Raw genomic sequence first — 19,904 nt, forward strand, 5'->3', positions numbered from 1 at the left:
TATTGATAGTATTCAGCCAGCGCCGCGGGCGGACCATTCGGCCGGGGTGAAGGTTTTCATCGACAGCGCGTGCACTTCGTCGGTCTTCATGCGTTCGCCCAGCGTGGCGTACACGCGCTGGTGGCGCGCGATGGGGCGCATGCCAGCGAATTCTGCGGAAACGATGGTCGCGAACCAGTGACGGCCGTCGCCCTCCAGGTCGATATGGTCGCAGGCCAGGCCTGCGGCGATGAGGGATTTGAGCTGGTCGGCGGTCATGTCGGCGGCGCGGTGGGTGAAAGCGGGGTTCAGTTGCGCAGCTTGTAGCCGGTGCGCAGCAGGTGCAGCGTGAGGGCAGACACCGCCAGGAAGGCGCCGCCCGCAATCGCCAGGCTGAGCCAGGGCGACACGTCGCTGACGCCAAAGAACCCATAGCGGAACCCGTCGATCATGTAGAAGAACGGGTTGAGGTGGCTGAGCGTCTGCCACACAGTGGGCAGCGAATGGATTGAATAGAACACGCCCGCCAGAAAGGTCATGGGCATGACGATGAAGTTCTGGAACACCGCCATCTGGTCAAACTTGTCGGCCCACAGCCCGGCCAGCAGACCCAGCACGCCCATCAGGCCGGAGCCCAGCAGCGCGAAGGCGAATATCCACAGCGGCGCGACGGCCTGCGGCGGCGCATAGAACAGCGTGATCACGTACACGCCCAGGCCCACCAGCAGGCCACGGATGATGGCCGCTCCCACGTAGGCCACGAACCAGTTCCACGCCGTCAGCGGCGCCAGCAGCGTGAAGACCAGGTTGCCCATGATCTTGCTTTGCACCAGGCTCGACGCGCTGTTGGCAAACGCGTTCTGCAGCATGCTCATCATCACCAGGCCAGGCACCAGAAAAGCCACGTAGCTGACACCGGGGTACACCTCCACCCGACCCTGCAGCACGTGGCCGAAGATCATCAGGTAGAGCACCGCCGTCAGCACCGGCGCGGCGATGGTCTGGAAGGCCACGCGCCAAAAGCGCAGCACTTCCTTTTTCAGCAGCATCTTCCAGCCATCGTTGGCGGCCGGCAGCGCGCGCAGGTGGGGCGCAGCGGGGTGGCGGGGCGTGGGGGTGGGCGGCGTGGGCGCCATGGCCTGCGGCTCTCTCATGGCGCGGCCTCCAGCGCGGGCGGCGCTTTTTGCGCGGGGGCGCTGCCGTTCATCAACGCGATGAACACGTCTTCCAGATCGGCCTTGCGGATCTCGACGTCTTCCACCCGCACGCCGGCTTCGCGCAGTGCGGCCAGGTGGCGCTCGATTTCAGCCGTGTCGTTGGCGGGCAGCTGAACGATGCGCCCCGTCACGCGCGCCAGCGCGGCCAGCGCCGGGGGCAGCTCGTCGTCGGTCTTGAAATGCAGGATGTTGGAAGTCGCGTTGCTCAGCAGGGTGCTGGTGCGCTCCAGCGCAATCACCTTGCCTTGCTTGAGCATGGCCAGGCGTGAACAGAGCGCCTCGGCCTCTTCAAGGTAGTGGGTGGTCAGCAATACGGTGTGGCCCTTGCGGTTCAAATCGCCCACGAAATGCCACAGCGTCTGGCGCAGTTCTACGTCCACGCCGGCGGTCGGCTCGTCCAGCACGATCACCGGGGGGCGGTGCACCAGCGCTTGCGCCACCAGCACGCGCCGTTTCATGCCGCCCGACAGCTGGCGCATATTGGCCTTGGCCTTGTCGGCCAGGCCCAGGCCGTCCAGTAGCTCGTCGATCCAGGCGCCGTTGTCGTACAGGCCGAAGTAGCCCGACTGAAAAACCAGAGCTTCGCGCACCGTGAAAAACGGGTCGAACACCAACTCTTGCGGGACAACGCCCAAATGCCTGCGCGCCTCGATGAACTCGGCCTGCACGTCGTGGCCATGCACTTTCACGCTGCCGGAGGTGGTGCGCGCCAGCCCCGCCAGGATCGAAATCAACGTGGTCTTGCCCGCGCCGTTGGGCCCCAGCAGGCCAAAGAACTCGCCTTCTTCGATATCGAAGCTGACGTGGTCGAGCGCCTGAAGTGGGCGAGCGCCGGGGCGCCCGGAGGCCGGGTAGACCTTGGAGACGGACTGAAAAGATACGGCAGGCATAGGCAACCCGCCATTCTACGATTTCAAGCGATTTTGGCCCGGCCGCCTGCCAGATGCCCTTGGCCAGGGCGCACCATCAGGCGGCGACAGGGCTGGCGGGCTCGGGCAGTTCGTTCAGCAACTCGCGCACGCCGTAGACCTGCGCCAGCTCCTTGAGACGCGCCGGCAAGCCGCGCACCGCAAACGGCTTGCCGTCGTGCAAGGCATCGCGGCGGCATTCCAGCAAGACAGCCAGAGCGGAGGAATCGAAGCGCGTCAGCGCGCTGGCATCGACCAGAACCTGCTCGGCGCGCGCCGCGCGCACGGCCTCGCGCAGCATGCCCAGGCAGGTATTGGCCTGGCTGTGCGTCAACTCCGCAGGAAGCACGAGCATGGCCACGGGAAAGCTCCTGAACAGAACGCGCGGCCTCAGCCGCCGTTGCCCTTGGCGGCGTTCGCCTGGTTGCGCTCGGACAGCGACTTGATCAGCGCGTCCACGCCGCCTGCATTCAGCTGCTGCGCAAACTGCGGGCGGTAGTTGTCGACCAGCCAGACGCCCAGCACATTCAGGTCGTAGATCTTCCAGCCGCTGCCCTGCCCGGGCGTTTGCTCCATGCGGTAGTCCAGTTGCACCGGGTCGCCCTTGCCCTTGACCAGCGTGCGAACCACCACTTCCTTGTCGCCCGGCGCCGAACGCATGGGTTTGACCTCAACGGTTTGATCGCTGACCTGCTTGAGCGCACCGGCGTACGTGCGCACCAGCAGGCTCTTGAACTCAGTTTGCAGCCGCTGGCGCTGGTCGGGCGTGGCCTTGCGCCACATGGGGCCGGTGGCCGACGCAGTCATGCGGGTGAAGTTGACGTTCGGCATCACCTTGCTGTCGACCACCGCCATCACGCGGTTCACGTCGCCGCTTTGCAGCGTCTTGTCGTTGCGGATGGTGGCCAGCACGTCGTCCGACAGGCGCTGGATCATGGCGTCGGGTGCCTCGTCGGCCGCGAACGCCCAAGGCGCGGCGCCGGCCATGCACGCAGCCGTGGCGGCCAGGGCGAGCGTCTTCACGACAGTGCGGCGATAACTTGCGATCATGGTGAATTCCTATAGTGCCGGGCGCACTGCGCCCTCCCGTGCATCAGACCACCCCATGGGCGAGGGGTTCCATTGGCCTGTTACAGATTGTCCGGATGGAGAGATTGAGCGCGACCTCAGTGAATGGGCTCCGCTGGCGCTGGCGCGACGGCGGTGACCATCGGCGCCGTGGCTTCCGCAGCACTGGGCGCGGCCACCGTCGTGCCTGCATCTTGAGCGGCGGTCGCAACGGGCTCGCCCACCGCCGCCTCAGCGACTGGCGTCTGCGACGGCGCTTCGGAGGTCGGCGCTGGTTGAACGCGGCGCGGGCTGCGGCGGTTTGGCCGCTTGGCGGGCGCGGCACCCGGCGTGGCGCCAGCCGGCGGCTGCGCGGCGGGATCGGCCTCGTCCAGGTCGTAGCGCTCTTCGTCCACGGGCGGGTTGCCGTCGTAGACGTCGTTCAGGCGCTTTTGCAGGTAGGCATCGCGCGTGAAGGTGTACGGGTCCAGCGCCGCGGCGTCGAGCAGGTCGATGGCATTCAGCACCGTGGCGCGGGTGTTGACCACTTGCAGTGCCGCCAGCGAATTGCGCCAGGCCACGTCGTGCATCTGGCCCAGGGGATTGCCATAGATGTCGACCGGCAGCGCCGCGGTGTCGCGCACGGTGGAAGGGCCGAGCAGCGGGATGACGAAGTAGGGCCCGGGAGGCACGCCCCAGCGGCCCAGCGTCTGGCCGAAGTCTTCGCGGCGGCGCTCCAGGCGCATTTCCGTGGCGGGGTCCAGCACGCCGCCCAGCCCGACGGTGGAGTTGATCACCACGCGCCAGAACGAATGCAACGAACCCTCGGGCTTGCCCTGAAGCACGTTGTTCACGAAAGACCAGGCGTCACTCAGGTTGCCGAAGAAGTTGCTGACGCCGGTGCGCACGGGCTGTGGCAGCACGTCGCGGTACGCCGTGGCCACGGGCTTGAGCACCGCGTCGTCCACCGCGTCGTTGAATTTGGTCATCGACCGGTTGTAGGGCTCCCACGGATCGCGGGGGTCGCGCTGCTCGCCGGGCACCGTGGCGCAGCCCGCCGCCAGCGCCATCATGGCCGCGGCAGCCGCCAGCCGCAAGGGCCTGCACGTAAGCGCTGTTCGCTCAGTCATCAGATACTCTGTTGTGTCGAACCGCCACGGCCTGCTGCCAACGCGGGGCAGATCACGCGCTTGGCCGGCGGCCGTTCCTGTGGGGCGATTCTTGTTATTTGTCGGCGCTGGCGCCTTTGCCACCAGCGGGCGAATTGCCGGCCGCGCTGTTGTAGAGAAACTGGCTGATCAGGTTTTCCAGCACCACGGCAGACTGGGTTTGGGTGACATTATCACCGCTGGCCAGATTTTTATCGTCGGCGCCGGGCTCTACGCCGATGTACTGCTCGCCCAGCAGGCCGCTGGTCAGGATCTTGAGCGAGCTGTCCTTGGGAAAGTGGTAGCGGCTGTCCAGATCGAGCGAGACGCGCGCCTGATACCGCTGATCGTCAAAGCCGATGCCGGCAACGCGGCCCACCACCACGCCCGCGCTGCGCACTGCGGCCTTCGGTTTCAGCCCGCCGATGTTGTCGAAATTGGCCGTTACGCGGTAGGTGGGCTGAAAGCTCAGCGACAGCAGGTTCGCTGATTGAAGCGCCAAAAACACCAGCGCGCCCAGCCCGATCAGCACGAACAGGCCTACCCAAAGATCGTTTTTCGAGCGTCCCACAGTGCGCGCCCCTTCCCGTCAAAAACTGAACATCATGGCCGTGAGCAGGAAATCCAGCCCCAGCACCATCAGCGAAGCCATCACCACGGTGCGCGTGGTGGCGCGCGCCACCCCGTCGGCCGTGGGTTTGGCCACATAACCTTGCAGCAGGGCGACAAAGGTCACCGTCACCCCGAACACCACACTTTTGAGCACGCCGTTGCCCAGGTCGGCCCAGACATCGACGCCGCCCTGCATCTGGCTCCAGAAGGCGCCCGGATCTACGCCGATCATCAGCACGCTGACGACCCAGCCACCCAAAATGCCCACGGCGTTAAAGACCGCCGTCAGCAGCGGCACCACGATGGCGCCCCCCCAGAAACGCGGCGCGATGATGCGCTGAATCGGGTCGACCGCCATCATCTCCATGGCGGACAGCTGCTCACCCGCCTTCATCAGCCCGATTTCCGCCGTGAGCGACGTGCCAGCGCGCCCCGCAAACAGCAGCGCCGTCACAACCGGGCCCAATTCGCGCAGCAACGAAAGCGCCACCATCAGCCCCACGGCCTCCGCCGAGCCGTAGCGCTGCAAGATGTTGTAGCCCTGCAGCGCCAGCACAAAGCCCACGAACAGGCCAGACACGCCGATGATGGCCAGCGAGTAGTTGCCCAGGAAATGGATTTGCTCGCGCACCAGCGAAAAGCGCCGCATCGTCGGACCGAACAGCGCCACCAGCCGCGCCAGAAAGCGCGCCGCATAGCCCATGTCGGCCAGGCCGCTGCGCACGGCAAAACCCAAATCGGACGGGCGCCACCAGCTCATCGCGCCTGCTCCACGCCAAAATCCTGCTCGACCGTGGGCCCCGGATAGTGAAAGCGCACCGGGCCATCCGTGTCTTCGCCAATGAACTGCCGCACCAGCGGGTTGGTGCTGGCGCGCACTTCATCGGGCGTACCCTGCGCGGCCACTTGCCCATCGGCCAGGATGATGACCTTGTCGGCGATGCGGAAGGTTTCGGCCACGTCGTGCGACACCACGATGCTGGTGATGCCCAGCGCATCGTTGAGCTGGCGGATCAGCCGCGCTGATGTTTCCAGCGAAATCGGATCCAACCCCGCGAAGGGCTCGTCGTACATGACCAGCTCCGGGTCCAACGCGATGGCGCGGGCCAGCGCCACGCGCCGCGCCATGCCGCCCGACACCTGGGAGGGCATCAGGTCGCGCGCGCCGCGCAGGCCCACCGCGTCCAGCTTCATCAACACGATGTCGCGCACCAATGGCTCGGTCAGCGTGGTGTGCTCGCGCAGCGGAAAGGCCACGTTGTCGAACACCGAAAGGTCGGTGAACAGCGCACCAAACTGGAACAGCATGCCCATGCGGCGGCGCGCGGCGTACAGGCGCGCCTCGTCCATGGCGCCTACGTCCTGCCCGTCCACCAGCACCGCGCCGGCGTTGGCGCGCTGCTGGCCGCCGATCAGGCGCAGCACGGTGGTCTTGCCGCCACCCGAGGCGCCCATCAGCACCGTGACCCGGCCGCGCGGCACCGTGAGCGACAAATCGCGCAGCACCGGGCGCTCGTCGTACCCGAAGGTGACGTGGCGCAGCTCTACCAAGGCGGGCGGTGGCGGGGCGGGGGCGGTCATGCTGGACAACAAAAAAGCCGGCGAGTCACCGGCTGCAGAGATGATAGCGATTCCGCGCGTTGCCCGCCGGACAGGCCCCAGCGATGGGCGCAAGACCGGGCGCGGCGCAACGATTCATTCACGGGTCTACTATATTTTTGATAGCCGCCAGCGCTTATCACACAAGCGCTGGCGGCATTTTTTATTCTGAATCTCTGCGTACGTAGGCTTGGCCGGACGGCATGGCCCTGAAACCCCAAGGCCGATGCGCCGCCGCCATACCCCGCTGCCCGGGCCGAACTCAGCGCGGCAGGATGGAGGCGCCCATCAGGAACTCATCCACCGCGCGCGCCGCTTGCCGCCCTTCGCGGATGGCCCACACCACCAGGCTTTGGCCGCGGCGCATGTCGCCAGCGGCAAACACCTTGTTGGCGCTGGTCTGGTAGCCGCCCGCCGCCTCGGTGGTGGCCTTGGCGTTGCCGCGCACGTCTTTGTCGATGCCGAACGCGTCCAGCACGGAAGCCAGCGGGTTGGTAAAGCCCATGGCCAGCAGCACCAGGTCGGCGGGCCATTCTTTTTCGGTGCCCGCCACTTCGGTCAGCTTGCCGTCTTTGAATTCGATCTGCACCGTCTTCAGCGCCTTGACCTTGCCGCTCTTGCCGTCGCCCACGAATTCCTTGGTGGAGATGGCGAATTCGCGCGTGGCACCTTCTTCGTGGCTGGAACTGGTCCGCAGCTTGATCGGCCAGTACGGCCAGGTCAGCGGCTTGTCTTCCTGCTCGGGCGGCATGGGCATCACCTCGAACTGCGTGACGCTCTTGGCGCCGTGGCGGTTGCTGGTGCCCACGCAGTCGCTGCCGGTGTCGCCGCCGCCGATCACGATGACGTGCTTGCCCTTGGCACTGATAGCGTCCTTGACCTTGTCGCCCGCGTTGGCGCGGTTTTGCTGCGGAAGCAGTTCCATGGCGAAGTGCACGCCCGACAAGTCGCGCCCCGGCACGGGCAGGTCGCGCGATTGCTCGGCCCCGCCGGTGAGCAGCACGGCGTCAAAGTCGGCCGTCAGCTTGTCGGCCGGAATGACTTCGGTGGCGAGGTTGGTCACCTTGGCGCCCGGGCCTTCGGTGGGCATGGCGCCAATCAGCACGCCGGTGCGGATGGTGACGCCCTCGGCCTGCATCTGCTCCACGCGGCGGTCGATGTGCTCTTTGTCCAACTTGAAGTCGGGAATGCCGTAGCGCAGCAGGCCGCCCACGCGGTCGTTCTTTTCAAACAGCGTCACGTCGTGCCCGGCGCGCGCCAGTTGCTGCGCGGCGGCCATGCCTGCGGGGCCAGCGCCCACCACGGCGACGCGCTTGCCGGTCTTGACGGGCGGCAGCTCGGGCTTGACCCAGCCTTCCTTCCAGGCGCGGTCGATGATGGCGTGCTCGATCGACTTGATGCCGATGGGGTCGTCGTTGATGTTCAGCACGCAGGCGGCCTCGCACGGGGCGGGGCAGATGCGGCCGGTGAACTCGGGGAAGTTGTTGGTCGAGTTCAGCACCGCGAAGGCGTTCTTCCAGTCGTCGCGGTACACCAGATCGTTGAAATCCGGAATGATGTTGTTCACGGGGCAGCCGCTGTTGCAGAACGGCGTGCCGCAGTCCATGCAGCGCGCGCCCTGCTGGCGTGCCTGCGTGTCTTCCAGCGCGATGACGAATTCCTTGTAGTTCTTCAGCCGCTCGGCCACGGGCGCGTAGCCCTCTTCGATGCGGTCAAACTCCATGAAGCCGGTGACTTTTCCCATAGGGTGCTCTCAGTTTCTTTTTGCTGGTTCTCGTGGGTCTTGGCGGTGCGCTGGCACTCAGAGCGGCTTCCAGCCGCTGGAGTCAAAGGGCGCACTGACAAAGGCGGGCAAGGCTTCGGCGCGGGCCGAATGGGCGGCCAGCCCTGGCAGGCGTTCGGCGGGCACGTCGCCCGGCTGAAGCGCCTTTTGAATGAACAGCCAGGCTACCGCGGCGCTGACGCCGGCCTGGTCCATCGTTTCTTCCGCGCTGGGCAGCGGCGCGGCCACCAGTTCGGCCTCCAGCGCTTCGCAGGCGGCGTGCAACTGGGTCTGAACGCGCTGCAGCCAAGGCGCATGCTGCTTGTCTGCAGGCCGCAGCTTGCGCTCGTACACCAGCTGAACGGCCTTTTCGCACGCGGCCAGGGCGAACCCGGTGACGCGCAGCACGCGCACTCGCTCGTCCAGATCAGCGGGCATCAGGCTGCGGCGCTTGCCGGGCAACTGCTCGGCGTAGTCCAGGATGAGGCTCGAATCCATCAGCACCGCGCCGCCATCGGTGATCAGCGTAGGCGCCTTCACCACCGGGTTGATGGCACGAAACTGATCGAACGTGCTGAACACCGACAGGGGCCGCAGTTGAAACGGCAGCCCCATCAGGCCCAGTGAAACCGCCACGCGCCGCACGTACGGCGAGTCGAGCATGCCAACCAGTTCCATCAGGCGCCTTACTTCGCAGCAACCGCTACGTTTTTAGAAGCGCCTTGCGCTGGTGCAGCCTGCGCCGCAGCCTGTTTCTTGGCATGAATCTCGCCCAGCGCGCGCTTGTACTCGGTCGGCAGCACCTTGACGAACTTCTCGCGCGAGGCGGCCCAGTTGTCGAGCAGTTCGCGGGCGCGGCGGCTGCCTGTCCAGCGCAGGTGGTCGTCCAGCAGCTTGCGCAGCTGCTCTTCGTCGGTCTGCCCGCGGTGCCAGATACCCACGTCGCCCGCAGCGCGCTGCTCGGCAAAAGGCACCACTTTTTCCAGGGTGACCATCGACAGGTTGCAGCGCTTGGCGAACTGGCCGTCTTCGTCGTACACGTAGGCCACGCCGCCGCTCATGCCCGCGGCGAAGTTGCGGCCGGTCTTGCCCAGCACCACGACGGTGCCACCGGTCATGTATTCGCAGCCGTGGTCGCCCGTGCCTTCCACCACCGTGGTGGCGCCCGACAGGCGCACGGCAAAGCGTTCGCCCGCCACGCCGCTGAAGAAGGCTTCACCGGTGGTGGCGCCGTACATCACCGTGTTGCCGACGATGATGTTGTCGTGCGCGGCGCCGCGGAAGTCCAGGCTGGGGCGGATGGCGATGCGGCCGCCCGACAAGCCCTTGCCGGTGTAGTCGTTGGCTTCGCCGATCAGGAACAGCGTAATGCCCTTGCACAGGAAGGCGCCAAAGCTCTGGCCGCCGGTGCCTTCGAGCTGGATGCGGATGGTGTCGTCCGGCAGGCCTTCGGCGTGCGCCTTGGTCACCGCGCCGGACAGCATGGCGCCGACCGAGCGGTTCACGTTGCGCGCCGTGTCCATGATCTTGACGGCCTCGCCCTTTTCAATGGCGGGGCGGGCTTTCTCGATCAGGCGCACGTCCAGTGCCTTGGCCAGGCCGTGGTCCTGTTTCGCCACGTGAAAGCGCGGCACATCGTCCGGCACGTTCGGCTGGGCGAACAGGCGGCTGAAATCGAGGCCGCGCGCCTTCCAGTGCTCGAGACCCTGCTTCATGTCGAGCAGGTCGCTGCGGCCGATCAGGTCGTCGAACTGGCGGATGCCCAGCTGCGCCATGATCTGGCGCACTTCTTCGGCGACGAAGAAGAAGTAGTTCACCACGTGCTCAGGACGGCCGGTGAACTTCTTGCGCAGCACCGGGTCTTGCGTGGCCACGCCCACCGGGCAGGTGTTCAGGTGGCATTTGCGCATCATGATGCAGCCTTCGACCACCAGCGGCGCGGTGGCAAAGCCGAATTCGTCGGCGCCCAGCAGCGCGCCGATGGCGACGTCGCGGCCAGTCTTCATCTGGCCGTCGGCCTGCACGCGGATGCGCCCGCGCAGGCGGTTGAGCACCAGCGTCTGCTGCGTTTCGGCCAAACCGATTTCCCACGGGCTGCCCGCGTGCTTGATGGACGACCAGGGTGATGCGCCCGTGCCGCCGTCGTGCCCGGCGATCACCACGTGGTCGCTCTTGCACTTGGCCACGCCTGCGGCGATGGTGCCCACGCCCACTTCAGACACCAGCTTGACGCTGATATCGCTGTGCGGCGCCACGTTTTTCAGGTCGTGGATCAGCTGCGCCAGATCCTCGATGGAATAGATGTCGTGGTGCGGCGGCGGGCTGATCAGGCCCACGCCGGGCACCGAATAGCGCTGCTTGCCGATGTACTCGGACACCTTGCCGCCGGGCAGCTGGCCGCCCTCGCCCGGCTTGGCGCCCTGGGCCATCTTGATCTGGATCTGGTCAGAGCTGGTCAGGTACTCGGCCGTCACGCCAAAGCGGCCCGACGCCACCTGCTTGATGCGCGAGCGCAGCGAATCGCCCGCCTGCAGCGGCAGGTCCACCTCGACCACGTCGTCGCCGATGATCGATTTGAGCGTTTCACCCTGCTTGATCGGGATGCCCTTGAGCTCATTGCGGTAGCGCGCCGGGTCTTCGCCGCCTTCGCCGGTGTTGCTCTTGCCGCCGATGCGGTTCATGGCCACGGCCAGCGTGGCGTGCGCCTCGGTGCTGATCGAGCCCAGCGACATGGCGCCGGTGGCAAAGCGCTTGACGATCTCGGCAGCAGGCTCCACCTCGTCCAGCGGAATGGCCTTGGCCGGGTCGACCTTGAACTCGAACAGGCCGCGCAGCGTCATGTGGCGGCGGCTCTGGTCGTTGATCAGCTGCGCGTATTCCTTGTAGGTGTTGAAGCTGTTGGCGCGCGTGCTGTGCTGCAGCTTGGCGATGGCGTCGGGCGTCCACATGTGCTCTTCGCCGCGGGTGCGCCAAGCGTATTCACCACCCGCATCCAGCATGCCGGCCAGCACCGGGTCGTCGCTGAAGGCGGCGCGATGGCGGCGGAAGGACTCCTCCGCGATCTCGAACACGCCGATGCCTTCCACGCGGCTGGCGGTGCCGGTGAAGTACTTGGCGATGGTGGCGGTGTTGATGCCGATGGCCTCGAACAGCTGCGCACCGCAGTAGCTCATGTAGGTGCTCACGCCCATCTTGGACATGATCTTGGACAGGCCCTTGCCGATCGCCTTGACGTAGTTGGTGATGGCCTTGTCGCCACTCAGCTCGCCCGGCAGGTCCTTGTGCATGGCCGCCAGCGTTTCCATGGCCAGCCAGGGGTGCACGGCCTCGGCGCCGTAGCCCGCCAGCACGGCGAAGTGGTGCACTTCGCGGGCGCTGCCCGTTTCCACCACCAGGCCGGCGCTGGTGCGCAGGCCTTCGCGGATCAGGTGCTGGTGCACGCTGGACAACGCCAGCAGCGCCGGGATGGCGACGTTGTCGGGGCCGACGCTGCGGTCGCTCAGGATCAGGATGTTGTGCCCGCCCTTGATGGCGTCCACGGCCTGCGCGCACAGGCTGGCCAAGCGCGCTTCCACGCCTTCGGGGCCCCAGGCCAGCGGGTAGGTGATGTCCAGCACGGCCGAGCTGAACTTGCCCTGCGTGTGGCGCTTGATCTGGCGCAGCTTAACCATGTCGGCCGCGTCCAGGATCGGCTGGCTGACTTCCAGGCGCAGCGGCGGGTTGACCTGGTTGATGTCCAGCAAGTTCGGCTTGGGGCCGATGAAGCTGACCAGGCTCATCACGATGGCTTCGCGGATCGGGTCGATCGGCGGGTTGGTCACCTGCGCGAACAGCTGCTTGAAGTAGCTGTACAGCGGCTTGTTCTTGTCGGACAGCACGGCCAGCGGGCTGTCGTTGCCCATCGAGCCGATGCCCTCTTCGCCGTTGGCGGCCATCGGGCTCATCAGAAACTTGATGTCTTCCTGCGTGTAGCCGAAAGCCTGTTGCAGATCGAGCACGGCGGGGGCGGTGGTTTCCACGCCAGCGGCCTGGGGCTCGGTTTCGGCGATGGGCACTTCTTTCGCGTCGTCGCCCGCCACGGGCTGCTCGACGTCGTCCAGGCGGATGCGCAGATCTTCGATCCAGCGCTTGTAGGGCTTGGCATTGGCCAGGCTGGCCTTGACCTCCTCGTCGTCGATCATGCGGCCCTGTTCCAGATCGATCAGGAACATCTTGCCGGGCTGCAGGCGCCATTTCTTGACGATCTTGTGCTCAGGCACCGGCAGCACGCCGGATTCCGAGCCCATGATGACGATGTCGTCGTCGGTGATGCAGTAGCGGCTGGGGCGCAGGCCGTTGCGGTCCAGCGTGGCGCCGATCTGGCGGCCGTCGGTGAAGACGATCGACGCCGGGCCGTCCCACGGCTCCAGCATGGAGGCGTGGTATTCATAGAACGCCTTGCGGCGCTCGTCCATGGTGGTGTGCTGCTCCCACGGCTCGGGGATCATCATCATGGCCGCCTGCGCCAGCGGGTAGCCCGCCATCGTCAGCAGCTCGATGCAGTTGTCGAACGTGGCGGTGTCGGATTGGTCGGGGAAGCTGATGGGGTACAGCTTGGTCAGGTCGGCGCCCAGCACGGGCGAGCTCATCACGCCTTCGCGGGCGCGCATCCAGTTGTAGTTGCCCTTGACGGTGTTGATCTCGCCGTTGTGTGCCACGTAGCGGTACGGGTGCGCCAGCGGCCATTCGGGGAAGGTGTTGGTGGAAAAGCGCTGGTGCACCAGGCCCAGGGCCGACACGCAACGCTCGTCCTCCAGGTCGCGGTAGTAGGTACCCACCTGGTCGGCCAGCAGCAGCCCCTTGTAGATCACCGTGCGGCTGCTCATGCTTGGAACGTAGTATTCCTTGCTGTACTTCAGCTTCAGGCGCTGGATGGCGGCGCTGGCGGTCTTGCGGATCACGTACAGCTTGCGCTCCAGCGCGTCCTGCACGATCACGTCGGTGCCGCGGCCGATGAACACCTGGCGGATGATCGGCTCTTTGGCGCGCACCAGCGGCGACATGGGCATGTCGCGGTTGACCGGCACGTCGCGCCAGCCCAGCAGCACCTGGCCTTCGGCGCGGATGGCGCGCTCCATCTCTTCTTCGCAGGCCAGGCGGCTGGCGTGCTCTTTGGGCAGGAAGATCATGCCCACGCCGTATTCGCCGGGCGGCGGCAGGTTCACGCCCTGCTTGGCCATTTCTTCGCGGTACAGCGCGTCGGGCATCTGGATCAGGATGCCGGCGCCGTCGCCCATCAGCGGGTCTGCGCCCACGGCGCCGCGGTGGTCCAGGTTTTCGAGGATCTTGAGCGCGTTGGTGACGATGGCGTGGCTTTTCTCGCCCTTGATGTGCGCCACAAAGCCAACGCCGCAGGCGTCGTGCTCATGCGCCGGGTCGTACAGGCCGGCGTGCTTCAGGTGTTCTTTTTCGGCAGGCGTAGTCATGACGCGCTCCATCGTGCAATTCATCGGGGGATGGCAAGCATAGTGCAGTGCAGCAAGCGTGCCAAGCACTTTTTAATGGGGTCAGATCATCATTAAAACCAGCAATATTTCTGCGGATTTGATATTGGGGACACATCATATTTGATAGCTGCCAGCGCACACTCACAGGGCGCTGGGCCCTGTTTTTATTCTGATTCAGCCGGTTTGCGCGGCCGCCCGGGCCGGCCCGGCGTGACGCGGCGATCGGCCTCGGCCTGCACTTGCGCCAGAAAATCCTCATCGCCCAGCGCCCAGCCGCTGTGCACGGCGCGCCCCAAAGCGGCGTGCTGCTGCTGGCTGATGCCCGCCTGCACCGCATCCGCATAAGCCTGCTGGCGTGCAAAGGGCGTGTTGCCCAACGCCCAGTACAGGGGGTGCGTTTGCAGCCAGTCGGATTGGCGCAGCCCGGCGTAGTGGCCGTGGCTGGACCAGGGCCAGTCGGCCGCGCGGGCCGCCTGCCCGGTGCGCACCGGGTTCAGGTCCAGGTACGCCATAGCCGGCAGCAGGTGCGGCTCGGGCTGCAGCAAGGTGCTGCGGTAGCGCCCCTCGAACAGGGTGCCGCTGCGCCCGTGGCGCCGGTTGAAGGCGCGCACGTAGCGCCGGCCCAGCCCCTGCATCATCTGCGACACACCCTCGGCCGTGGCCGGCGTGGCCAGCAGGTGCAGGTGGTTGTCCATCAGCACGTAGGCGTGCACGGCGACCTGCGCCTGCGCGGCCTCGTCGCGCAGCGCCTGCAGCAAGGCGGCGCGGTCTTCGTCGTCCAGCACCACCGCCTGGCGGTTGTTGCCGCGCTGCAGGATGTGGTGAAGACGGCCGGGAAGGCTGAGGCGGGACAGGCGTGCCATGCCCGGATTATGTTCTGACCCCGTTTGTCGGCCCCAGCAAGGCACGTCGCGCCCGTCACCGCACAGCGCGCCATCGCCGGCAGTACGGCGGGCGTCGGTGGCAAGTCCGCCGCATCCAGATCACTCTTTTTTTGATAGCTGCCAGCGCAGGTTCAGTGTGCGACAGCGCCCGATTCGCCTTGAAAAGCGCCGTTGCCCATCCCCGCATCGCACTCAGGGTTAACCCGATTGACGCTCATATGAATATGAAAACTCAGTCGTTGGTGATTCGCTACTGGCGCACCACACTGGGGCATGGCGCTGCAGATGGGAGCTGCGGCCCACCCGCTTTGGTGAATTGCATCCCGGAAAGAACCTGAACCATGATTCGCGCAACCCGCCTGGCCTTGCTGGCCGCCACCCTCACCTTCGGCGCAGGCGCCGTGTGGGCCGACAAACTGGACGACGTGAAGAAAGCCGGCGTGCTGCGCGTGGCCGCCTTCGACGCCAACCCGCCCTTCGGCTACGTGGACCCGAAGACGCGCAAGATCGTCGGCCTGGACGTGGACTACGCCAACGAACTGGCGAAGAAGCTGGGCGTGAAGCTGGAAGTGCTGCCCACCAACCCGGCCAACCGCGTGCCACTGCTTACGTCGGGCAAGGTCGATTTGGTGCTGGCCAACTTCACCATCACCGAAGAGCGCAAGCAGGCCGTCAACTTCAGCATTCCGTATTTCGCCTCGGGCACGCAGTTCGTCGCCAAGAAGGGCTTTTTGAAGTCGCCCGAGCAGCTGTCTGGCCTGCGCATCGGCGTGGACAAGGGCACGACCAACGAGATCCAGCTGCGCCAGCAGTACCCCAAGGCCACGCTGGTGGCCTATGACGACACGCCTTTTGCCTTTGCGGCGCTGCGCAACGGCAACGTGCAGGCCATCTCGCAAGACGGGCCCAAGCTGATCGGGCTGCTGGCCAACGTGCCCGACCGCGACAAGTACGAGGTGCCGCCGTTCGCCATTTCGCAGGACTACATCGGCGTGGGCGTGCCCAAGGGCGAAACGGCGCTGACCGAGTTCGTCAACCAGACGCTGCGCGAGCTGGAGGCCGATGGCCGCGCGCAGAAGATCTACGACACGTGGTTTGGCCCCAAGAGCAAGACGCCGCTCAAGCGCATCTACAAGATCGGCGACAAAACCGCTGGCTGATGGCGCCGGCCCACGCCGCGCGCCGCCAGGGGCCTTGCACGCCGATTCGCGGCGCTGGGGCCACGGCAGGGGCGGCGGCGCGGGCGGGCTGACCGGTCCACGTTCGATCCACGTTCCACCCGCGCTCAGCCCGCGTGGGCTCCTGGTTCGCAACCCGCGCCCGGTGGCAGCGGGTTGCGGCGTTTTCGGGCAGCGTCCCGCGCTGCCCTTTTCCCTTTTTTGAGCGGCGGGACACGGCCCGCTGCACCCCCGCATGAACGGCTTGCCTTCTTTTCTGGCGCCCCACTACCTGGCCTGGCTGGGTGAAGGGCTGCTGACCACGTTATGGACTTCGGTGCTGGTGATCGCCGCATCGCTGGCGCTGGGCCTGATGCTGGCGGCTGCGCGCGAATACGGTGGCCCGCTGGCGCGGCGCCTGGCGGGCTTGTACCTGTCTGTGTTTCGCAATACGCCGCTGCTGGTGCAGCTGTTCTTCTGGTACTTCGGCCTGCCCGCGCTGCTGCACGAAGGCGTGCTGCCGTGGCTGAACACGCCGCACGCGCTGGCGGTGGGCGGCGTCACGCTGGTGAGTTGGCCGTCGTTTGAGTTTCTGGCCGCCACCGTCGGGCTGGTGGCGTATTCCACCGCCTACGTGGGTGAAGACATCCGCTCGGGCCTGCGCGGCGTGCCGTCGGGCCAGCGCCAGGCTGCGATGGCGCTGGGCTTTACCCCCCAGCAGGTGCTGACGCAGGTGGTGTTTCCGCAGGCGCTGCGCATCGCCGCGGCGCCGCTGATCGGCCAGTCGATGAACATCCTGAAGAACACGTCGCTGGGCATGGCGATCGGGCTGATGGAGCTGTCCTACCGCACGCGGCAGGTGGAGGCCGAGACGTGGAAGACGTTTCAGGTGTACGGCGTGTCCACCGTGCTGTACATCGCCGCCATCGGGCTGCTGGCGCTGGCGGGCGCGTGGTGGCAGCGGCGGCTGCAGCGCCGGCCCGGCGCCGCGTAACCGGCCGCACAAAGGAGCCGCGCGATGGACTTTTCTTTTCTGCACAACGACCTGGGCTATCTGCTGTGGGGCACCTTCCCCGAGGGCCCGCCCGGCGGCGCGCTGCTGACGCTGATCCTGGCCGCCAGCGGCGCCGTGCTGTCAGCGGCGCTGGGGCTGGCATTCGGCATCGCGCTGGTGATGGCGCGCGGCGCAGCGCTGGTGGGGCTGCGCACGGTGCTGGGCTTTTTGCGCGCCATTCCGGTGCTGATGCTGATCTTCTGGACGTACTTTCTGCTGCCGGTGCTGTTCGGCGTGGCGGTGCCCGGCGCTGTGTCGGTGGTGGCGGCGCTGGCGCTGGTGAGTGGTGCCTACCTGGGGCACGCGGTGGCGGCGGGGATCGAGGCGGTGGGCGCGTCGCAGTGGAACGCCGCGCTGGCGCTGGGCTTCACCCGCTGGGGCGCGCTGCGCCAGGTGGTGCTGCCGCAGGCGCTGCGGATGATGCTGCCGTCGTTCATCAACCAGTGGGTGACGCTGGTGAAAGACAGCTCACTGGCGTACATCGTGGGCGTGCCAGAGCTGTCGTTCCTGGCCACGCAGGTCAACGCCCAGCTGATGGTGCGCCCGGCTGAGGTGTTTTTGGTGGTGGGCGCGGTGTACTGGCTGATCTGCAGCGCGCTGGACGGCGCGGCCAACGCCATGGCGCGCACGCACGCGGGGCGCGCCGGGGCGCCGGTGCGTGTATGAAGCGGGTGATGGGCAGCGGGTGGCGCGCCAGGCGGAGCGACGCGGTTTCATCAACCTATTTGGCCTACAGCGCCCTTTGGATCAGCGCTGGCAGCTATTCCTTCAATAGCAATCAGGCTCGGCGGTCGGGCGCCCTGCCCTCATCCGCTAGTACGAACGCCGCCCTGCTATCCGCCTGAAAACCCGCCCGCCCAGGCGCGCGCGTGGGCCGCGCGGCCCGCCGGGCTTGCGCCGGGCCGGCGCTTGCGCAAGGCGTGGCCCATCGCGGTGCGGGCGGTGGCGCCGTGCCGCGCGGCGAAGCGGTAGGCGCCGCGCCGGTACGACATGCGGTAGACCAGCGAATACGCGCTGGCCCGCAGCGCCACGGGCCAGTGCGCGCGTGGGTGAATGGGCACGGGCGCGTCGGCCGGCACCGCCACGGCCGGGGCCAGCACGGCGGCCGCCAGCGGCGGGGGCGCGATGGGCTGGTGATCTGGCTGCGCGGCGGGCAGGCGCACGGCACCTTCGCCGGGCGCCAGCGCAAGCGCAAGCGGGGTGGATTCAGGGGCCACGTCGCCGGTTTGCACGGCGGGCGATTCGGCGGCCCGGGCCAACGCGGCGCCGGTCAGCGCACCCCACCAGCCCCTGGGCGCGGCCATGGCGCCACCGGCCGCGGCCTGGGCCGGCGTGGCGCCTTCGCCGCCTGAGCCGCCTGCCCTTGGCGCGGCGCTGGCTGCCTCAGCGCCTGGCTTGGCGCGCGGCGGCGCGTCGCGGCGGCGCAGCGCCCAGCGCTCGACGGTGTAGTAAGACAAGGCGGCCAGCGCGGTAGACAGGATGAAGCCCAGCACCACCACCGCCTGCCAGGGCAGATCGGCCCGCAAATAGCGCACCACGGGGTAATGCCACAGATAGATGCCGTACGACAGCTTGCCGATGGTGACCAGCGGGCGCGCGCTCAGCATTTCGGCCACCGGCCCGCGCGGCACCAGCACCGCCACCAGCACCAGGGCGGTGGCCAGCTCCACCACCGTCATACCCCAGACCATGGCGTTCATGTCGTCCCAGGCCTGCTCCATGAGCAGCGGCACGGCCAGCACCAGCCACATGAAATGCGGCAGGCGCGCGCGCAGCGCCTGGAACCAGCGCGGTTGCTCCAGCACCAGCGCGGCCAGCAGCGCGCCGGTCAGCAGGCCCGTGGTGCGGGTGTCGAAGCGAAAGAAGATCTCGTAGAACTGCTGCCCCTGCACCACCCACAGCACGCGCCACGCCCAGCCCAGCACCACCAGCGCCGCGATGGCGCGCCACAGCTGGCCACGGGGCGTGCGGCGCACCAGCAGGGCCAGCAGCGGCGGCCAGATCAGGTAGAAGTGCTCTTCCACGGACAGCGACCACATGTGCAGCAGCGCGTCGGGCTGGTCGAAGAAGGCGATGCCGTAGTCGGCCAGGTACAGCGCGGACACCAGCGCGTCGCTGTACACGCCTTCGATGCCCGGCCACAGCCGCGGCGCCAGCAGGCAGTAGGCGGCCAGAAAGAACAGCAGCGCGGGCATCAGCCGGTAGAAGCGGCGGCGGTAAAAGCGCCAATACTGGATGCGGCCGGTGCCGCCCAGCTCCTGCAGCAGCAGCGAGGTGATCAGGTAGCCGCTGAGCACGAAGAACAGGTCAACCCCGTAAAACGCCCCTTCAAACAGCGGCGCGTGCGCGTGCGACAGGATCACCAGCACGATGGCCACGCCGCGCAGGCCGTCCAGCGCGGGGTTGTACGTCAGCGCGCCGGGCGGCGGCGGTGGGTCGGCGGAAAACGTCGACACCTGCTTGCCGGGCGCCGAGAAGCTTGCTTGCGTCAAAACGGGAAATACCTCCTTCGCGGCCCGCGTCCAGTGCCGCCGCACGCCGCAGCCGCCTCGCTCAGCCAAAGAAAACCGTGGTGCCGCGCACCCATAGGCGGCCTGATCGCGCCGCGCCGGTGCGCTTGCGAGTGGGCACGCCAGACCGATGTGGCCCGACCACAAACCCCGACGAATCACGCCCAACCGGCGCCGCAGCCGGGGCGCGCCCCTTGGCAGACGCCCGCGCCAGAACGAAGTTCCCGCGCCGGGGCGCATCGCCTGGCCCGTCCTCCGAAAATTCTAGTCAGTGCTTGCTATCACCCGGTTGCCAAGTGTGTGCAGGCATGAGCAAACGTGACGGACGTGGGCGATGCGGTTGATGGGTGGCGGAGGGCAGGCACTCGGCAGCCGCTCAGTAGCCGCTCAGCGCGCACGAGGGAGCCGCGCGGAGGCTCACAATCACTTCAATTTTGATAGCTGCCAGCGCTGGTGCCGCCTGCGCCAGAGGCCAAAATCATCAGAAAGCAACCTGGACGAGGAGGCCGCACACGCCGGCTCGTCGCAGGCGATCAGCGCC

General features: G+C 67.1%; 16 protein-coding genes and 2 pseudogenes. 4 read left to right on the forward strand and 14 right to left on the reverse strand.

Features of this window, described 5'->3' with window-relative positions:
* Positions 1-12: 12 nt before the first annotated feature.
* The 9 genes and pseudogenes from C6570_RS17720 to C6570_RS17760 all read right to left on the reverse strand — a co-directional run bounded on the left by C6570_RS17720 (position 13) and on the right by C6570_RS17760 (position 6,492).
* Entirely contained in the window at positions 13-258 is a 246-nt protein-coding gene (locus C6570_RS17720) for a BolA family protein (RefSeq protein WP_106704397.1), read from the reverse strand.
* Positions 259-287: 29 nt separating this feature from the next.
* Positions 288-1,028 carry an ABC transporter permease gene (locus C6570_RS17725; protein WP_245896520.1) on the reverse strand — a complete coding sequence of 247 codons (741 nt, stop codon included), beginning with the start codon at positions 1,026-1,028 and terminating at the stop codon, positions 288-290.
* 101 nt (positions 1,029-1,129) lie between these two features.
* Positions 1,130-2,086 carry an ABC transporter ATP-binding protein gene (locus tag C6570_RS17730; protein WP_106704399.1) on the reverse strand — a complete coding sequence of 319 codons (957 nt, stop codon included), beginning with the start codon at positions 2,084-2,086 and terminating at the stop codon, positions 1,130-1,132.
* 76 nt (positions 2,087-2,162) lie between these two features.
* Entirely contained in the window at positions 2,163-2,459 is a 297-nt protein-coding gene (locus tag C6570_RS17735; RefSeq protein WP_106704400.1) for an STAS domain-containing protein, read from the reverse strand.
* A gap of 35 nt (positions 2,460-2,494) precedes the next feature.
* Entirely contained in the window at positions 2,495-3,154 is a 660-nt protein-coding gene (locus C6570_RS17740) for an MlaC/ttg2D family ABC transporter substrate-binding protein (RefSeq protein ID WP_211297618.1), read from the reverse strand.
* Between the two features lie 404 nt (positions 3,155-3,558).
* Positions 3,559-4,281 (reverse strand): annotated as a pseudogene (locus tag C6570_RS18465) (MlaA family lipoprotein); the annotation flags it as partial.
* A gap of 94 nt (positions 4,282-4,375) precedes the next feature.
* Entirely contained in the window at positions 4,376-4,870 is a 495-nt protein-coding gene (mlaD, locus tag C6570_RS17750; protein WP_106704402.1) for an outer membrane lipid asymmetry maintenance protein MlaD, read from the reverse strand.
* A gap of 18 nt (positions 4,871-4,888) precedes the next feature.
* Positions 4,889-5,671, reverse strand: a complete 783-nt coding sequence (mlaE, locus tag C6570_RS17755) for a lipid asymmetry maintenance ABC transporter permease subunit MlaE (protein WP_106704403.1) — start codon at positions 5,669-5,671, stop codon at positions 4,889-4,891.
* On the reverse strand, positions 5,668-6,492 hold the full coding sequence (locus tag C6570_RS17760) for an ABC transporter ATP-binding protein (RefSeq protein ID WP_106704404.1): 825 nt from the start codon (positions 6,490-6,492) through the stop codon (positions 5,668-5,670). The genes mlaE and C6570_RS17760 overlap by 4 nt, the downstream gene beginning before the upstream one ends.
* Between C6570_RS17760 and C6570_RS18050 the strand changes: the two genes are divergently transcribed.
* Positions 6,491-6,682: a hypothetical protein gene (locus tag C6570_RS18050; RefSeq protein WP_123812298.1), complete on the forward strand. Its 192-nt coding sequence runs from the start codon at positions 6,491-6,493 to the stop codon at positions 6,680-6,682. The two genes, C6570_RS17760 and C6570_RS18050, sit on opposite strands and share 2 nt — an antisense overlap.
* A gap of 90 nt (positions 6,683-6,772) precedes the next feature.
* On the opposite strand, the gene C6570_RS17765 is transcribed toward C6570_RS18050, so the two are convergent.
* From C6570_RS17765 to C6570_RS17780, 4 genes are all read right to left on the reverse strand, one after another.
* The gene (locus C6570_RS17765; RefSeq protein WP_106704405.1) at positions 6,773-8,254 is read right to left on the reverse strand and encodes a glutamate synthase subunit beta; all 1,482 of its coding nucleotides are present in this window, start codon (positions 8,252-8,254) and stop codon (positions 6,773-6,775) included.
* Positions 8,255-8,311: 57 nt separating this feature from the next.
* On the reverse strand, positions 8,312-8,950 hold the full coding sequence (locus C6570_RS17770; RefSeq protein WP_106704406.1) for a glutathione S-transferase family protein: 639 nt from the start codon (positions 8,948-8,950) through the stop codon (positions 8,312-8,314).
* An 8-nt stretch (positions 8,951-8,958) separates the two neighbouring features.
* A complete protein-coding gene (locus C6570_RS17775; RefSeq protein WP_106704795.1) occupies positions 8,959-13,737 on the reverse strand; it encodes a glutamate synthase-related protein in 4,779 nt (1,592 codons plus the stop codon).
* 185 nt (positions 13,738-13,922) lie between these two features.
* The gene (locus C6570_RS17780; protein WP_106704407.1) at positions 13,923-14,621 is read right to left on the reverse strand and encodes a transposase; all 699 of its coding nucleotides are present in this window, start codon (positions 14,619-14,621) and stop codon (positions 13,923-13,925) included.
* Positions 14,622-14,983: 362 nt separating this feature from the next.
* Between C6570_RS17780 and C6570_RS17785 the strand changes: the two genes are divergently transcribed.
* The 3 genes from C6570_RS17785 (at position 14,984) to C6570_RS17795 (ending at position 17,519) form a co-directional block, all read left to right on the forward strand.
* Positions 14,984-15,802 (forward strand): ABC transporter substrate-binding protein, encoded by an 819-nt coding sequence (locus C6570_RS17785; RefSeq protein ID WP_106704408.1) that lies wholly within the window; start codon positions 14,984-14,986, stop codon positions 15,800-15,802.
* A gap of 253 nt (positions 15,803-16,055) precedes the next feature.
* A complete protein-coding gene (locus tag C6570_RS17790; protein WP_106704409.1) occupies positions 16,056-16,793 on the forward strand; it encodes an amino acid ABC transporter permease in 738 nt (245 codons plus the stop codon).
* A gap of 24 nt (positions 16,794-16,817) precedes the next feature.
* Entirely contained in the window at positions 16,818-17,519 is a 702-nt protein-coding gene (locus C6570_RS17795; RefSeq protein WP_106704410.1) for an amino acid ABC transporter permease, read from the forward strand.
* Positions 17,520-18,244: 725 nt separating this feature from the next.
* Here the strand turns inward: C6570_RS17795 and C6570_RS17800 are convergent.
* Positions 18,245-19,309 (reverse strand): annotated as a pseudogene (locus tag C6570_RS17800) (acyltransferase family protein); the annotation flags it as partial.
* Between the last annotated feature and the right edge of the window lie 595 nt (positions 19,310-19,904).

The sequence above is a fragment of the Ottowia oryzae genome (assembly GCF_003008535.1).
Classification (GTDB): Bacteria; Pseudomonadota; Gammaproteobacteria; order Burkholderiales; family Burkholderiaceae_C; genus Ottowia; species Ottowia oryzae.

Excerpts from the sequence above, each read along its gene's own strand:
- C6570_RS17765 (WP_106704405.1), bottom strand. The coding sequence starts at position 8,254 with ATGGGAAAAGTCACCGGCTTCATGGAGTTTGACCGCATCGAAGAGGGC.
- C6570_RS17760 (WP_106704404.1), bottom strand. The coding sequence starts at position 6,492 with ATGACCGCCCCCGCCCCGCCACCGCCCGCCTTGGTAGAGCTGCGCCAC.
- C6570_RS18050 (WP_123812298.1), top strand. The coding sequence starts at position 6,491 with ATGCTGGACAACAAAAAAGCCGGCGAGTCACCGGCTGCAGAGATGATA.
- C6570_RS17725 (WP_245896520.1), bottom strand. The coding sequence starts at position 1,028 with ATGCTGCTGAAAAAGGAAGTGCTGCGCTTTTGGCGCGTGGCCTTCCAG.
- C6570_RS17735 (WP_106704400.1), bottom strand. The coding sequence starts at position 2,459 with ATGCTCGTGCTTCCTGCGGAGTTGACGCACAGCCAGGCCAATACCTGC.
- C6570_RS17790 (WP_106704409.1), top strand. The coding sequence starts at position 16,056 with ATGAACGGCTTGCCTTCTTTTCTGGCGCCCCACTACCTGGCCTGGCTG.
- C6570_RS17775 (WP_106704795.1), bottom strand. The coding sequence starts at position 13,737 with ATGACTACGCCTGCCGAAAAAGAACACCTGAAGCACGCCGGCCTGTAC.
- C6570_RS17780 (WP_106704407.1), bottom strand. The coding sequence starts at position 14,621 with ATGGCACGCCTGTCCCGCCTCAGCCTTCCCGGCCGTCTTCACCACATC.
- C6570_RS17740 (WP_211297618.1), bottom strand. The coding sequence starts at position 3,154 with ATGATCGCAAGTTATCGCCGCACTGTCGTGAAGACGCTCGCCCTGGCC.
- C6570_RS17795 (WP_106704410.1), top strand. The coding sequence starts at position 16,818 with ATGGACTTTTCTTTTCTGCACAACGACCTGGGCTATCTGCTGTGGGGC.
- C6570_RS17770 (WP_106704406.1), bottom strand. The coding sequence starts at position 8,950 with ATGGAACTGGTTGGCATGCTCGACTCGCCGTACGTGCGGCGCGTGGCG.
- C6570_RS17730 (WP_106704399.1), bottom strand. The coding sequence starts at position 2,086 with ATGCCTGCCGTATCTTTTCAGTCCGTCTCCAAGGTCTACCCGGCCTCC.
- C6570_RS17720 (WP_106704397.1), bottom strand. The coding sequence starts at position 258 with ATGACCGCCGACCAGCTCAAATCCCTCATCGCCGCAGGCCTGGCCTGC.
- C6570_RS17785 (WP_106704408.1), top strand. The coding sequence starts at position 14,984 with ATGATTCGCGCAACCCGCCTGGCCTTGCTGGCCGCCACCCTCACCTTC.
- mlaE (WP_106704403.1), bottom strand. The coding sequence starts at position 5,671 with ATGAGCTGGTGGCGCCCGTCCGATTTGGGTTTTGCCGTGCGCAGCGGC.